The organism is Pseudomonas sp. NEEL19 (assembly GCF_028751975.1).
Classification (GTDB): domain Bacteria; phylum Pseudomonadota; class Gammaproteobacteria; order Pseudomonadales; family Pseudomonadaceae; genus Aquipseudomonas; species Aquipseudomonas juntendi.
In genome coordinates this window covers 5,157,598-5,172,929 of record NZ_CP081491.1, presented here as the reverse complement: position 1 = coordinate 5,172,929, position 15,332 = coordinate 5,157,598, and the positions used below count along the sequence as shown (strand labels likewise).

The 15,332-nt window shown below is 64.7% G+C and carries 10 protein-coding genes and 1 pseudogene; 5 read left to right on the top strand and 6 right to left on the bottom strand.

Annotated features, from left to right (window positions below; translation table 11 throughout):
- Nucleotides 1-66: 66 nt before the first annotated feature.
- Nucleotides 67-978, bottom strand: a complete 912-nt coding sequence (locus tag K4A76_RS22970) for a LysR substrate-binding domain-containing protein (protein WP_054881724.1) — start codon at nucleotides 976-978, stop codon at nucleotides 67-69.
- Nucleotides 979-1,156: 178 nt separating this feature from the next.
- Here K4A76_RS22970 and ycaC (K4A76_RS22965) point away from each other — a divergent pair, with 178 nt between their 5' ends.
- Complete coding sequence (ycaC, locus tag K4A76_RS22965; RefSeq protein ID WP_274411224.1) at nucleotides 1,157-1,786, top strand: isochorismate family cysteine hydrolase YcaC; 630 nt, start codon at nucleotides 1,157-1,159, stop codon at nucleotides 1,784-1,786.
- A gap of 393 nt (nucleotides 1,787-2,179) precedes the next feature.
- On the opposite strand, the pseudogene K4A76_RS22960 reads toward ycaC (K4A76_RS22965), so the two are convergent.
- The 3 genes and pseudogenes from K4A76_RS22960 to K4A76_RS22950 form a co-directional block, all read right to left on the bottom strand.
- Nucleotides 2,180-2,395 (bottom strand): annotated as a pseudogene (locus K4A76_RS22960) (hypothetical protein); the annotation flags it as partial.
- 297 nt (nucleotides 2,396-2,692) lie between these two features.
- A complete protein-coding gene (locus K4A76_RS22955; RefSeq protein WP_029887799.1) occupies nucleotides 2,693-4,480 on the bottom strand; it encodes a monovalent cation:proton antiporter-2 (CPA2) family protein in 1,788 nt (595 codons plus the stop codon).
- Nucleotides 4,481-4,665: 185 nt separating this feature from the next.
- Nucleotides 4,666-5,640, bottom strand: a complete 975-nt coding sequence (locus K4A76_RS22950; protein ID WP_274411223.1) for a GlxA family transcriptional regulator — start codon at nucleotides 5,638-5,640, stop codon at nucleotides 4,666-4,668.
- Nucleotides 5,641-5,820: 180 nt separating this feature from the next.
- Between K4A76_RS22950 and K4A76_RS22945 the strand changes: the two genes are divergently transcribed.
- Complete coding sequence (locus tag K4A76_RS22945) at nucleotides 5,821-6,183, top strand: helix-turn-helix domain-containing protein (RefSeq protein ID WP_029887800.1); 363 nt, start codon at nucleotides 5,821-5,823, stop codon at nucleotides 6,181-6,183.
- A 72-nt stretch (nucleotides 6,184-6,255) separates the two neighbouring features.
- Entirely contained in the window at nucleotides 6,256-6,882 is a 627-nt protein-coding gene (gene ycaC, locus K4A76_RS22940; RefSeq protein WP_009681634.1) for an isochorismate family cysteine hydrolase YcaC, read from the top strand.
- A gap of 92 nt (nucleotides 6,883-6,974) precedes the next feature.
- Here the strand turns inward: ycaC (K4A76_RS22940) and K4A76_RS22935 are convergent, their stop codons facing one another.
- A complete protein-coding gene (locus tag K4A76_RS22935; protein ID WP_274411222.1) occupies nucleotides 6,975-12,023 on the bottom strand; it encodes a trifunctional serine/threonine-protein kinase/ATP-binding protein/sensor histidine kinase in 5,049 nt (1,682 codons plus the stop codon).
- 241 nt (nucleotides 12,024-12,264) lie between these two features.
- On the opposite strand from K4A76_RS22935, the gene K4A76_RS22930 reads away from it, so the two are divergent.
- Nucleotides 12,265-13,257, top strand: a complete 993-nt coding sequence (locus K4A76_RS22930) for a response regulator (protein ID WP_274411221.1) — start codon at nucleotides 12,265-12,267, stop codon at nucleotides 13,255-13,257.
- Nucleotides 13,254-13,622: a response regulator transcription factor gene (locus K4A76_RS22925; protein ID WP_274411220.1), complete on the top strand. Its 369-nt coding sequence runs from the start codon at nucleotides 13,254-13,256 to the stop codon at nucleotides 13,620-13,622. The genes K4A76_RS22930 and K4A76_RS22925 overlap by 4 nt, the downstream gene beginning before the upstream one ends.
- Before the next feature lie 43 nt (nucleotides 13,623-13,665).
- Here K4A76_RS22925 and K4A76_RS22920 read toward each other — a convergent pair whose 3' ends face one another.
- Entirely contained in the window at nucleotides 13,666-15,156 is a 1,491-nt protein-coding gene (locus K4A76_RS22920; protein WP_274411219.1) for a YifB family Mg chelatase-like AAA ATPase, read from the bottom strand.
- Between the last annotated feature and the right edge of the window lie 176 nt (nucleotides 15,157-15,332).

Below are 15,332 nucleotides of genomic sequence, written 5' to 3'. Positions count from 1 at the left end.
ACAGGGTCTGAGCCCTGTGCGGTACCTGTAGGAGCGGGCATGCCCGCGAAGAAGCCAGCTCAGGACTCAAGCCATGTCGCTGATCGCAAACTCCTCAGCCAGATGATCGATCAACGCCCGCACTGAAGGCAGTAACCCGCGCCGCGATGGGAAGATTGCATGCACGATGCCACAGCGCGGGTGCCAGTCCGGGATCAGCTCCACCAGCCGCCCCGCCGCCAGGTCCTCGCGCACCGCCACCCTTGGCAAGTGCGCAATGCCGACCCCGGCCACCACGAAATGGCGCAAGGCAAACAGGTCGTCGGTCACCATGCGTGGTTTGTGCGGTATGACGATGCTGCGGCTGCTGTCTTCACCCCGAAACAGCTCCCACTGGTACTCGCGCTGGGCGCTGCCCCAGTGCAGGCTGGGCAGCGTGCTGAGCAACTGCGGGTCGAAACCTTTGGGCAACTGCTCCAGGTATTGAGGCTGGCCGACCAGGCACTGGGTGCTGTTGCTCAGCACCTTCATCACCATGTCGGTGTTTTCCAACGGTGGAAAACGCACCCGCAAAGCGATGTCGAAGCCCTCGTGCAGCAGGTCGACGCGGCGGTTGGTACTTTCGATGAACAGCTCCACCTGCGGGTACTTGAGCATGTAGCGGGTCAGCATCGGCCCGACCCAGGAATTGAGCAGGGTGGTCGGGCAACTGATGCGCACCAGCCCGCGCGGTTCGCTGCGGTTGCGCTCGATGATCTCCGCCGCACCCTCGGCCTCCACGCGCATGGCCAGGCAGCGGTTGTAGTAGGCCTGGCCGATCTCGGTGAGCGAGCAATGGCGGCTGGTGCGGTGCAGCAGGCGCACGCCCAGGCGCTCCTCCAGGTCGGCGATGCGCCGGCTGAGCTTCGACTTGGGCATGTCCAGCGCCCGGCCTGCCGGGGCGAAACCACCGTGCTCGACTACTTGGGTGAAGTAGTAGAGGGAGTTGAGGTCTTCCAATGATCGGTCTCCGGGTTTTGGCTTGCAGGCAGCCCCTACACAGCCATCGTTCACGAAACGGAACGCTAAAGCCAGATTCTGCTGACTACCGCCACAAAGGTGATGATTTTAATCTGTGCCCATCAACTCGAAACACCCCGAACAGCTGAAAAATTCATAAACCTTTGGAGCACCGACCATGAGCAAATTCACCTACAACCGCCTGAACAAAGACGACGCCGCTGTACTGCTGGTAGACCACCAGGCTGGCCTGCTGTCGCTGGTGCGTGACATCGAACCGGACAAGTTCAAGAACAACGTGCTGGCGCTGGCCGACCTGGCGAAGTTCTTCAACCTGCCTACCATCCTCACCACCAGCTTCGAGCAAGGCCCCAACGGCCCGCTGGTACCGGAGCTGAAGGAACTGTTCCCGGACGCGCCGTACATCGCTCGCCCCGGCCAGATCAACGCCTGGGACAACGAAGACTTCGTCAATGCGGTGAAGGCGACTGGCAAGAAGCAGCTGATCATTGCGGGTGTTGTGACTGAGGTGTGCGTGGCGTTCCCGGCGCTGTCGGCGCTGGAAGAGGCGTTTGAAGTGTTTGTGGTGACTGATGCTTCCGGCACCTTCAACGAAATGACCCGCGATGCGGCGCATGACCGCATGAGCCAGGCCGGTGCGCAGATGATGACCTGGTTTGGCGTGGCCTGTGAGTTGCACCGTGACTGGCGCAATGATGTGGAAGGGCTGGCGGCGCTGTGCTCCAACCACATTCCGGATTATCGGAATCTGATGACCAGCTATAACGCGTTGACTGCGGGTAAGTAACCGATCACTAGCAGTACGCATACAAGCCGGCTCCTGCATAAGGGGCCGGCTTTTTTTGTTTACTGTACCGGCCCTTTCGCGGGCTCGCCCGCTCCCACAGGTGTCGCGCAAGCTTCAAACCCACTGCAGAACCTGTGGGAGCGGGCATGCCCGCGAAGAGGCCGGCACCGGCGATATCAATTCACGGACTGCATCCAGGTTGCCCCAGAACAGGCTCTTGCCGGTTTCGCCCAGGTGTTCCAGGGCTTTGTAGCCACAGCCGTGAGCGCCCGCAGGTACCGGCCCTTTCGCGGGCATGCCCGCTCCCACAGGTGTCGCGCAAGCTTCAAACCCAGTGCAGAACCTGTGCGGGCATGCCCGCGAAGAGGCCGGCACCGGCAATATCAATTCACGGACTGCATCCAGGTTGCCCCAGAACAGGCTCTTGCCGGTTTCGCCCAGGTGTTCCAGGGCTTTGTAGCCACAGTCGTAAGCGCCCCGCAGGTACTGGGCGACATGGACCAGGGCGTCATGGGCGCTGATACCCGGGGTTACGGTGAACAGGTGTGGGTGGCCGGCGTCGCAGCGGCTGAAGGCGCGTTGGGCTGTATCGGGCTGAACTGCAACCACCCGTTTCCACGCTGAAGGCGGCAGTTGTACGCGGGATGGGAACACGGTGAGAAGGCAGCCGGCCGGCCGAATGATCACTAGCAGTAGGCATACAGGCCGGCTCCTGCCATAAGGGGCCGGTTTTTTTGTTTACTGTATCGGCCCTTTCGCGGGCTCGCCCGCTCCCACAGGGATCGCGCAAGCTTCAAACCTACTGCAGGGCCTGTGGGAGCGGGCGAGCCCTCGAAGAAGCCGGCACAGGCAATATCAATTCACGGGCTGTGACTCAATCCCCTCAAGCCATGCGCTCAAAGGCCGTCAGTCCGCATCCGAATCAAACAACCGCTCCAACTCAACCCGCGCCTCCTTGGCCGTTTGCATCACCTTGGCCCGGTCATCGCGGACCTGCCCCTGGGCCACTAGCACTTCTTCGTCATGCTGGGTGAACCGTGCAATCCGGTCCGCCGCCTGCTCATCGCTCAAACCCAGCCCCACCAGCGCGCGGCGGGTCATTTCCAGGCTGGAATAGAACGTCTCGCGGATTGGCTCGGCACCGACATCCGCCAACTTGTGCACATGCTGGCGGTTGCGCGCACGGGCCAGCACTTTCAGGTGCGGGTACAGGCGCTTCACCCGCTCAGCTGTGTGAATGGCAGCTTCAGGGTCATCAATGGTGATGATGAAGTACTCCGCTTCACCCACCTTGGCGGCATGCAGCACTTCCGGGCGCAGCGGGTCGCCGTAGAACACCGGCACCTGCTCGAACATACGGGTCATCTCGATGGCATCGACCGAGGTTTCCAGGGCAATGAACGGGATCTTCTGCGCGCGCAGGATGCGTGCAACGATCTGCCCCATACGCCCCATGCCGACGATTACCGCCCGAGGCGTATCCGCCTGTATCTGCTTGTATTGCTCAGGCACTTCACGCGCAGGTTGCGGCCGCTTGAGGGCGCGGGCGCAGGCAATCATCAGCAGCGGGGTAATGGCCATCGACAGGGTGATGGTCATCAGCAGCAGGTCGTAGGTCTGGGTGTCGAACAGGCCCTGGTCCTTGCCCAGCTTGAACACCACGAAAGCGAACTCGCCGCCGGCCGCCAGCACCATGCCCAGGCGTAGCGCGCTGGCGCCGCTCAGGCCACCGGCCAGGCGGCCAACGCCAACCAGCAGCACCAGCTTAACTGCCACCAGCAGCAGGGTCAGGCCCAGCACCACCAGCGGCATTTCCAGCAGCAGACGCAGGTTGGCACCCATGCCGACACTGATGAAGAACAAACCCAGCAGCAGGCCCTTGAAAGGCTCGATCTGAGATTCCAGCTCGTGGCGGTACTCCGAGTCCGCCAGCAGCAAGCCGGCGAGGAAGGCACCCAGCGCCATGGAAATGCCGGCTTCCTCCATCAACCAGGCGGTACCGATCACCACCAGCAGCGCAGTGGCGGTAGACACCTCTGGCAGGCCGGTGCGGGCCACCGTGCGGAACACCGGGCGCAGCAGGTAGCGGCCGCCGACGATCACCACGGCGATGCTGGCGAAGATCTGCAAGCCGTGTTGCAGGCTGTCGCCGTGGCTGGTGTCCGGCCCGCTGGCGGCCAGCAGCGGCACCAGGGCGATCAGCGGTATGGCGGCGATGTCCTGGAACAGCAGGATGGCGAAGGCCAAGCGGCCGTGCGGGGCATTGAGTTGCTTGCTTTCGGCCAGGCTTTGCAGGCCGAGGGCGGTGGATGACAGCGCCAGGCCAAGGCCGAGCACGATGGCAGCAGGTAGAGCCTGACCGAAACCGAACAGGGCAATGGCGCCGATCAGCACGCCGGTCAGCACCACTTGGGCGGTACCGACGCCGAACACTGCCTTGCGCATCAGCCACAGGCGTTTGGGGGACAATTCCAGGCCGATGATGAACAACAGCAGCACCACGCCCAGCTCGGAAATGTGCGCCACGCTTTCGGTATCGCGGATCAAACCCAATGCCTGCGGGCCAATGACCACACCGGCCAGCAGGTAGCCAAGCACGGCACCCAGTTGCAGGCGCTTGGCCAAGGGCACGGCAAGGACGGCAGCGAGCAGAAAGATCACCGCGGTTTGTAGAAGGCTGCCTTCATGTGGCATGGGCTCGTACTCCATGAGCTGCCGGGGCAGCGTTCGAACAGGTTGGCGGACAATTCTGAGGGCCGGGGTGGCGTTAGACAATCTGCCATCGGGGAGAAAGATTGTCCTGAAAAATGAGACAACCGGTGCAGCCCCTGTGGGCGCGGGTTTCCCTGCGAAGCGGCCCGCACAGGAAACACACTGACTCAGGCCCCACCAAACTGTGCCCGATACTGCGCCGGCGTCATGCCAATCCGTTCGCAGAACACCTTGCGCATGTGCCGGTCACTGCCAAACCCGCACTGCGCCGCCACCACCTTCAATGGCAGGTCGCCGCATTCGAGCAACTGGCGGGCGCGGTCGATGCGCGCATTCTGCAGGTATTGCAGTGGCGTAATCCCCACCTCGCGCTGAAACGTGCGGGCAAAGTTGCGCCCGCTCATGGCCACCAGGTCGGCCATTTTCTGCACGGTGAAGGCCTGCTCGATATGATCGACGATGTATGCCTGCACCCTCGCCACTGGCGAGTCGTCGCGTGGCACTGCCGCCAGCAGCGGCCCATACGGCGTTTGCCCTCCTTGCCGGTGGCGCGCCACCAGCAGCACCTTGGCCACTTCCAGGGCCAGTGCCTTGCCGTGGTCTTCGGCGATAACTGCCAGTGCCAGGTCAATGCCCGCCGTGATGCCGCCAGACGTGATCAGGCAGCGATCGATGACATAGATCTGCTCGGTTTCCACCTTGGCCGCGGGAAACGCCTGCGCCAGGCGCTCCACGTAGTTCCAGTGGGTGGTGCAACGGTAGCCGTCCAGCAGCCCGGCCCGGCCCAGCAAAAATACCCCGGTACAAATCGCCCCGAACCGCTTGGCACTGCGCACGGCCTGGAGTAGCCAGCGCTCGAGCACTGGCAGCGCGATGTTGTAGGCGCCAGGGCCACCGGGCACCAGCAGCAGATCCACGGCGGCAGGCAGGTCTTCCAGGCGTAGGTCGGCCACCACCTTCAGCCCGCACGAGCCACGCACCGCCGCCTGCCCCTCGGCCAGGGTGAGCAACCGGTAGCGCCGCTCGGCCGGCAGGAAACGGTTGGCGATGGCGAATGCATCCATAGGCCCCGTCACGTCCAGCAACAGCACATCGTTGAACAGCACCATGGCTACGGTGCGGTGGGCGGTTTTTTCCTGCATTGCTTTTCTACCTTGAATCCTGGGTGCGGCTGACGGCCTGTAACTGAATATGAAACGCATCTTATGGTAGCGGCAAACCCGCCAGGGCCAGCACCGCACAATTAAGAACAATTCAGCTTTGGCTCAGGACTTTGTCATGTGCCGGGGGTGAGACTTTCCCTACTGAACAGGAGAGTCGCCATGCACGACGGGACGCCTCAAATGCCGCTGCAACCCCCTGGGGCCCTGACGCCTGCGCGGTTGCGCCTGGCCAAGGAACTGATGCTGCGCAGCTCGCTGTCGATCATCGAGATCGCCGGCCTGTGCAACCTCACACGCAGCCATTTCTCCCGAGCTTTCAAGGTCAATACCGGGCTTTCGCCCCAGGCCTGGCGCCTGCTGGCACGCATGGAAAAGGCCAAGCGCCTGCTTGCCACCGAGGCGCCCATTACCCACGTGAGCCTGGAATGCGGGTTCTGTGACCAAGCCCACTTCACCCGTGCCTTCAGCCGCCTGGTCGGCCAGCCGCCGAATGCGTGGCGCCAGGCCCAGGCCTATTCTTAAGCCGGAGCTATTCACTGGTATAGCCCCCTGCGGGTAGTACCGCGCCGCTTTTCCAACCGAGGAGTCACCCCCATGAGCCAACCCGATTACAAGCGCCTGAACAAAGACGACGCCGTGGTACTGCTGGTGGACCACCAGACCGGCCTGATCTCGCTGGTGCAGGACTTCGCCCCCAACGAGTTCAAGAACAACGTGCTGGCCCTGGGTGACCTGGCCAAGTTCTTCGGCCTGCCGACCATCCTCACCACCAGTTTCGAGCAAGGCCCGAACGGCCCGCTGGTGCCGGAGCTCAAGGCCATGTTTCCGGACGCGCCCTACATTGCCCGCCCAGGCCAGATCAATGCCTGGGACAACGAGGATTTCGTCAAGGCGATCAAGGCGACCGGGCGCAAGCAACTGATCATTGCCGGCGTGGTCACCGACGTGTGCGTGGCCTTCCCGACTCTGTCGGCGCTGGCGGAAGGTTTCGAGGTGTTCGTGGTCACCGATGCCTCGGGCACCTTCAACCCAACCGTGCAGCAGGCAGCGTGGGTGCGCATGACCCAGGCGGGCGCGCAGATGATGAACTGGTTCTCGGTGGCCTGTGAGCTGCACCGCGACTGGCGCAACGACATCGAAGGGCTGGGCAACCTGCTGTCGCAGCGCATACCCAACTATCGCAACCTGATGAACAGCTATGCGGCGCTGACGTCGCGCTGATTCAGCCCTGAACCGGCCTTGCAGCGGGTACACCCGTTTCTGCAGCGTGGTATGCGCAGGTGCGGGGTGCACCGTGAACAGGCCGGCACAGGCTAGCGGTCACTGACCGGCAGGGTGAAGCGAATCCGGCAGCCGCCCAGCTCCGACACCAGCGCCTGCAACTGGCCGCCGTGGGCCTGTACCACCGAATTGCAGATCGCCAGCCCCATGCCCATGCCGCTGCCCTTGGTGGTGTAGAACGCATCGAACACGCGCTCGCGTTCTTCAACCGCAATGCCCGGCCCGTTGTCGTCCACACAGATCTCTACCTGCCCCGCAACTACCGCCGAGGCAATGCGCAGCACGCCATCGGCACGGTACCCCGCCAGCGCCTCCAGGCCATTGGTGATCAGGTTGAACATCAGCTGTTGCAACTGCACCGGGTCGGCCACCACGCTGACCCCCGCGTGCAAGTGCGTTTGCACCTGCACTGCGCCCTTGGCGGCATCGGTCGAGGTCAGGCGCACCACCTCGCGGATCACCGCGTCCAGCTTCACCGCCTGGCGCTGCAGCGGTGCCTGCTTGGCCAGCGAGCGCAACGCCCGCAGGATGTTGGCAGCACGCTCGCTGTCGTTGCGGATGTCCTCCAGCCCGGCCATCGCTTCTTCCAGGTCGGGCTTCGCACGCTTCAGCCAGCGCAGGCTGGCGGCGGCATTGGCAGCGATACCCAGCAACGGCTGGCTTATTTCGTGGGCAATCGAGGCCGACAGTTCGTTCATGACTTGCAGGTGGGCAGTGCGCGCAAGCTCTGCGCGAGAATGACGCCGTTCCGCCTCTATCTGCGCCCGGCTCTGGTTGTCTTCGGCCAGGCGTGTGTAGAACTTGGCCGTTTGCAGTGACACCGCGGCCTGCGCCGCCAGGATCTCCAGCATGGCCAGGCGCTGGCTGCCGAACAAGCCGGGTACCAGGCGGTTTTCCAGGTACACCAGACCGATCAGCACCCCCTGGATCACCAGGGGCAGGCACAGTACCGAGCGGGCGCCACGTGCCTGCAGGTCCTGGCGAAAGGCTTCGGGGCAATCGCTTTGCGCATCACTCAGCACCAGCGGCTTGCGCGTACGCATGGTGGTGTTGATGACCGACAACGGCGCCTGGGTCATGAATTTCTGGCAATTGTCCATGTTCACGTGCAGCCCGGCATCGTCGATGTAGGCGAGGGCGGCCATCTGGAATTCGGCACCGCTGACGATCAGCAGCGCACCGTGGTCGGCGCCGGAGTGCTCGGTCAGGTGGCCCATCAGGGTTTCGATCAGGCCTTCCAGCAGCACCTCCTCGGACAGCGCTCGCGCCGCTTCGATACCGGCCTCGAGGTCCAGCCTGGCCTGCTGCGTGGCACGCTGGGTTTCCTGGATCGGCTGGGTGCGCAGGAACGGATGCAGGGTCTCGAGTTGCTGCACCTTGCCGGTTGCGCCCCAGATATGGAAACAATCGCGAGCGACGCGCAGGTGCAGGTTGGCACCGGAAATCAGGCCGCTGGGGATGCACACTTCCGCCAGTTGCTCATGGGCCAGCGCCTGTTCGTGGATGAAGCCGGCAGCGGTGGCGGCGATCTGGGCCTGGTCGAAGCAACGAATGGCGGCCAGCCCGTCGCCCTCCAGCTTGGCGATCACCCCTTCGATCAGCAGCAATTTGTTGCGGAACGTGGCCGGGTTGAAGCCTGCCCAGTGAGCGAAGCGCTCACGCAATGCCTGTAGTGCATGCAGCTTGTCGGCAAGGCTGCCTGGGGCCTCCGGGCTGCCCAGGAGCAAGCCACGGAACAGGTGATAGTCGGCCAGGTTGATGTGGGCCGGCGCGGCCCAGGCGTAGTCGCCGGCCCGCGCCAGGTTGGCCATGGCCTGCGTATGGTTGCCCAGGTAGAAGGCGCTCATGCCGGCGAACAGGTACTCGAAGAACCGTGTAATGGGCGAGTTCGAGGGGGCGGTTGCGGTCGTGCCGGGGGTGCCGCTGAGGGCGGCGACGAACGCTTGCTGGGCCAGCAGGGTCTGCGCCACCTCCAGGTAGCCATGCCGGCGCGCAGTGGCCAGGCCCTGGACGACTTCCTCGGCCACTTCCGGCAGGTAGCGGCCCATGATCAGCGAGTCGGAAACCAAGTGGTTGCAGGCATGGCAGCTCATGGCCAGGTCGCCGCTCAGGTGCGCCGAATCGACGGCCTCCACGGCGGTGCGGCGGGCCAGCTCCATGGGCGACGTCCAGGCACTGAGCTGGTCCAGAGCGAGCAGCGCGCTGCTCAGGTCGGCCTCCAGGCCGTGGCGCTCGATCAGCTTGAGCGCTGCCAGGCAGCAGCTATGGCCATCGTGATAGGCACCAAAACGCTCGGCGCACATCACCCCGTACCAGGCCAGGCCGTAGGTGCTCCCTGGCGCCACGCCATGCAGCAACGCCAGCTCCGTGAGCTTGGCCAGGTGCAGGAAACACAGGTCGTCCGGCACCAGGAACGATGACGACAGGGTCGCCAGCAAACCCACTGCCAGTGCGACCTCTTGCGAGTCGGTGCGTGGCAGCGACTCCAGGCAGTGAAGGCCTTTCTGCTCGATCAGGCTTTGCACACGGGCATGGCTGGCTTGCACCTGGTGTGGGTCAAGGCCTGGCGCGAGTTCGATACCCAGCATCCGCAGGCCGCCAAGCGCGCTGGCGATGGCAGCCTGGCAGTTACCCTGCAAGGTCTCCAGGCGTGCCTGCAACTGGCACACCCTGGACCGCTCCAGCGTCGAGCCGGCACGCTGGCGGCATTCAGCCAAGCGGGCCTGGGCGGCGACCGTGCGCGACAGTTGCAAGTCGCACTCCGTTGCCATGCTGGCAATGGCAAAGCCAAGCGTGGCGCGGCTTTCCAGCGTACTGCAGGCTTCGAGCAGCTGTTGTGCCGTGTGCAGGTAGCCAGCGGCCTGCTCATAGGCGCGGCTGTCACGCGCTCGCTGTGCCGCCTCGTACGTAAGCTGCAGGAAGGTTGCGCAGTCATTTGCGGCAAACCCGCACGGGCTGGCGCGTTGCAGCTGATGGGCAATCTCGAACAGCAGCGCCTGCAAGCGGTCTGGCCAAGCCCCGAGCATGGCCACGGCAATGCGCGCATGCAGCGCTTCGCGCTCGTGCCCTGGCGTGAGTTGATACGCCGCTTCCTGCACGCGGTCATGCACGAAGCCCAGGCCGCTCTGGCTCGACAGCAGGAAGCCCGCGGCAATCAGGGCCTGCACCGCAGTGCCTGGCGCCCGCCCCAGCACCCGCTGCAATACGCCATTGTCGCAGCGGCTGCCTGCGGCGCTGGCGATGCGCAGTACGTCGCGCTGTGGCGCGGGCAGGCGCGCCAGGCGGTGGATCATCAGCTCGGCGACATTGTCGGCGTAACGGTGCCGGGCCACGGCCTGTGGGCACCACGACCAACGCATGGCCTGGGTATCGAAGAAGAACAACTGGTCTTCGACCATGGCGCGCAGGATCTGGTGGATGAAGAACGGGTTGCCTGCGGTCTTCTCATGTACCTGTGCAGCCAGTGCCAAGGCGGCTTCGGCATCCACGTGGTAGCGCTCGGCGATCAACTCTGCCACCGCGCCAACGGCCAGCGGTCGCAGGTTCAGGGTGGTACTGCGCAGTGAGTGGGGGACACTGACCGGGCCTTGGTTAGTGCCGGTGTCGCTGCGTTGGGCAAAGATCAGCAGCAGGTTGCCGGGCGCGTTTGCCAGCAGTTGCGCCAGGAGCTGGCGCGAGGCCTCATCGACCCACTGGATGTCGTCGATGAACAGCACCAGTGGCAGGCCGGGGCGGCTGAATACTGCAAGGAATTCGACCACGGCCCGCAGCTCCTTCTGCAGCGCCATGGGGGTAAGTTTGCCTGGCAGTGGCGGCAACGCGCCGAGCACTAGCTGCAGGTCTGGCGCCAGCTTGCCCAGCAGCCGGCCGTGGCCTTGGATGCGGCGCAGAATGTCGTGGCGCAGGGCGTCGAGTTCGTGGCTGTCCTTGGCCAGCAACTGGGTGGTCAGGGCGCCGAGGATTTCCACCCAGGGCGCGTAGGGCGCAGCCTGCGACACGCTGTTGCACTTGCCGACCGCCCAGTACCCTTGAGCATTGGCCTTGAGTGCAGTGGCCACCAGGCTCGACTTGCCCATGCCTGCGGCGCCTTGAATATGCAGCACTTGCGGCGTGCTGTCGCGGCGCAACCCCTTGAGCAGCAGCGCAATGGCCTGCTGTTCGGCATCGCGGCCATACAGGCGGCTGCCATGGGCGGCGACCGGGTCGGCGCAACCTGGTTCAAAGGCCGCCATGTGTTTGCTGGCAGCCCATTGCCGCTGGCAGTAGCCCAGGTCCACGGCCAGGGCGTGTGCGCTCTGGTAGCGTGCGTCCGGTTCCTTGGCCAGGGCCTTGGCCAGCACGCTGCTCAGCGGCTGCGGCACGCGGTTGTCGACTTCGCAGGCGGTCTTGGGTTGTACCCCCGCATGCAGCTGACGCCAGTGCTGGGTATCGCGCCCGGTCAGTGGCAATTCACCGAGCAGTAGCTGGTACAGGATCGCCCCCAGGGCATAGATGTCACTGCGCAGGTCGTTGTTGCTGCCGTGCGGGCAGACTTGCTCGGGCGCCAGGTAGGTCCAGTTGCCGAGCGGCATGCCTTGCTCGCCGAGCGGATGCGCAGGTGTTGCACGGAACCCGCCCAGCCGCACCTGCAAGTTGTGCTGCACATGCACATGGGCTGGCTGCAGGGCGCCGTGCAGTACATTGCTTTGGTGGGCCTGGGCCAAGGCAGTGGCGGCGTTCAGCGCAATCTCCAGGAACGGCTCCAGCGCCAGCCGGCCTTCGCTGAGCAGGTCGGCGATGGAGTGACCGGCCGGGTACACCAGCAGTGGGCCTTCGGGGGAACGCACGAACGCGCACGGCACCACTGCCCACTGTGGGTCCAGTTTCAGCCGGTAGTCGCGCTCCAGGCGCTGACAGGCGGCGGGCGCTTCGAGCGGTGCGCGCATGGCGAGCCAGGCTTGCCCGCTGGTGGGGTCGCACAGGCGGAAGCAACTGAGCTCGCCATCCTGGCCCAACGCTGTGATGTCGCAGTTGTTGAGCCAGCTTTCGTCGACTGTCTGGTCGTAATCGATGGGCCTGTGAGCAAGGCGTTCATCGCGCATGAAACACCCCCCTGCTGGCGACATCCCGAGACGTGAGTATACGCAGCCAGCCCAAGGGGAATGCGGGTTGCAGCCCGCTTGGCAGGAACGGGCACGCTGTTGTCCGTTATCGTCCCCTGGCCTTTTCCGGGCGCTTGTATAGTGCCTTGAACACCCTATCCCTCGGGATAATTGTTCCACCGCATCCGCTGGCCTAGGCTGTTCGTGGCTGCGCGAATGCCCGTGCCCGTGCGAGGAAGCCATGATCCGAATAGGCAATGCCCTGGTGTCCCTGGAGCGCCGCGAAGTGTTGCGCGACGGTAAGCCCATGCTGCTGGGCGGGCGCGCGTTCGAGGTGCTGGCCACACTGATCAGGGCCAAGGGCCGGGTGGTCGACAAGGAAGAATTGTTCAGCCAGGTGTGGGCCGGCATCGTGGTCGAGGACAACAACCTGCAGGTCCAGGTGTCGTTGCTGCGCAAGGCATTTGGCGACCGTGGGCTGATTCAGACCGTACCTCGGCGTGGCTACCGGTTGGCGGCCGAGATCAGCTTTGCGGCCCCAGACCGGGCATTGGGGGCTTTGCCGTTGTGCGCAGGCGCCGACACCCTGGAGCCATCCGGCGAAAGTGCGGATGTGCCAGTGCTGGTGGTTGATGACGACCCATCGGTACGCAAGGCGCTCGGCCGGCTGCTGCGCTCGCAGGGCATACCCCATCATCTGTTCGCCAGTGCCGAGGCGCTGTTCGAAGCCCGGCTGGAAACCCCTTACGCCTGCCTGTTGCTCGACATGCACCTGCCCGATATCACCGGCTTGCAAGTGCAGGAAACGCTGCGCCAGCTGGCGCTGCCCTGGCCGATCGTGTTCATGACCGGCTTTGGCACCATTGCGATGACCGTGCAGGCGATGCGCGCAGGTGCCGTGGAGTTCCTCACCAAGCCTTTTGACGAGGAGCAGTTGCTGGCCCTGCTGGGTACGCTGCGGGTGCGTGCCGTGGCCGAAGGGCGCAAGTGGCGCCATGCCCGGCTCGTGGCGGAAAAGTACCAGCGCCTGACCCCGCGTGAGCGCCAGGTGTTCTCGCTGGTGGTCGACGGCCTGTCGCACAAGCAGATCGCCAGGCAGATCGGCACCAGTGAGGTGACCACCAAGGTGCACAAGAAGAGCATCATGAACAAGATGCAGTCGCGCTCATTGGTGGAGTTGGTGGCCATGCACAACGTGCTCGGCACACAGCAGGAGGGCATGGGCGGCGCATGAGCAGATGGGTATGCATCGTCGATGACGATGCTTCGGTGCGCAAGAGCCTGGCCAACCTGCTGCGTTCAGCCGGGTTCGAGACCCTGACCTTCGCCGGCGGTGCCCCGTTCCTGGCGTCTGAACGGGCAGGGCAGGCCGGTTGCGTGCTGCTCGATCTGAAGATGCCCGGCATGAGCGGGCTGCAAGTGCAGCGTGAGCTGGCGCTGCGGCAATGGCCGGTAGTGGTGATCTGCATGTCGGCGCATTGGGATGATGCCGCTATGCAGGCGGCGAGGCGGCTGGGGGCGCTGGAGTGCCTGGGCAAGCCGTTTTCTGAAGAGGTATTGCTGGCGGTGGTTGAACAGGCGTTGGCTGGCCGCCAGTAAATCAGTGGTGGTGCTGGCCCTTGCCTGCACGGCCACTCGCAACCTAACTGCTCCCCGGCCGATACTGCAGGGCCTCGGCCAGATGCGCCCGGCCAATGGCCTCGCACCCCTCCAGATCGGCCAGCGTTCGCGCCACCTTCAACAACCGGTGTGCCGCGCGCAGCGACAGCGTCAGCCGCTCGCAGGCATTTTCAAGCCAGACCTGGTCGGCGGCTTTCAAGGCACAATGCCGGCGTAAACCTTCGAGATCGAGGAAAGCATTCGCGCAGGCCTGACGCCCGTGTTGCAGCGCTCGGGCCTGTGCCACCTTCACAGCCACAGCGGCACTGGTTTCACCGCTAGGCTGGTTGTTCAGCGTGGTGCTTTCGCGGGCCACGGTCAGGTGCAGGTCGATGCGGTCTAGCAGTGGCCCGGACAGTTTGTTGCGGTAGCGGGCGATCTGCTCGGTGCTGCAGCGGCAACGGCCGGTCGGGTCGCCGAGGTAGCCGCAAGGGCAGGGGTTCATGGCCGCCACCAACTGAAAGCGCGCGGGAAAGCGTACCTTGTCGCGGGCCCGGGCAATCACGATTTCACCGGACTCCAACGGCTCGCGTAACACCTCCAGCACGCGGCGCTCGAATTCCGGCAGCTCGTCAAGGAACAGCACACCGTGGTGGGCGAGGGTGATTTCGCCAGGTTGCGGCCGGCTGCTGCCCCCCACCAGTGCCGGGCCAGAGGCGGAGTGGTGCGGGTGGCGAAAGGGGCGCTGCGGCCAGCTGCTCAGCGGTGCATGGCCGCTGACCGACTGGATCGCCGCCACTTCCAGCGCCTCGTGCTCGTCCAGCGGCGGCAGCAGCCCGGGCAGCCGGCTGGCGAGCAAGGTCTTGCCGGTGCCGGGCGGGCCGGTGAACAACAGGTTGTGCGCCCCGGCGGCTGCCAGCAGCAAGGCGCGCTTGGCTGCCAGTTGCCCTTGCACCTCGCTCAGGTCCGGGTAAGGCCGTTGCTGCAGGATCAAACCGTTGGCCGCATAGGGCGCCAGGGGCACCTGGCCGTTGAGGTGGGCAACCAGCTCCAGCAAGTGCCCCACGGCATACACCGCCAGGCCGCTGGCCAGGCTGGCCTCCTCGGCGTTTTCCCGTGGCACCACCAGCGCCCGGCCTGCTTCGCGGGCCGCCAGTGCCGCCGGCAATACCCCCTGCACCGGGCGCAACGTGCCAGACAGTGCCAGTTCGCCCAGGCATTCAAGCTCGGCAAGGGCCGCGGTTGGTAGTTGACCGTCGGCGGCGAGGATGCCCAAGGCAATGGCCAGGTCGTAGCGCCCGCCATCCTTGGGCAGGTCGGCGGGGGCCAGGTTCTGGGTGATGCGCCGTTGTGGGTAGTTCAACCCGGAATTGACGATGGCGCTGCGTACCCGGTCTTTGCTTTCCTTGACGGTGGTTTCCGGTAGACCGACCAGGGTGAGGTGCGGCAAGCCATTGGTCAGGTGCGTTTCGACGCTGACCGCCGGTGCCTGTACGCCCACCTGGGCGCGGCTATGGACGAGGGCTAGGGACATGGACGCTCCGTTGTCGCGGGTGAAGGCCGCTTCCTGCGGTAGCGCACAGGATAGCCAGCGCTCCTACTGCCGGCGCAAGAAGTGTGCGTCGTGGTTTTTCCGGGCAGGGATTTATCGCGGATTTTTACACCTCTGAGCAAAAGATGGATCCAATATTCTTTGCGCAGTGGCCGGGT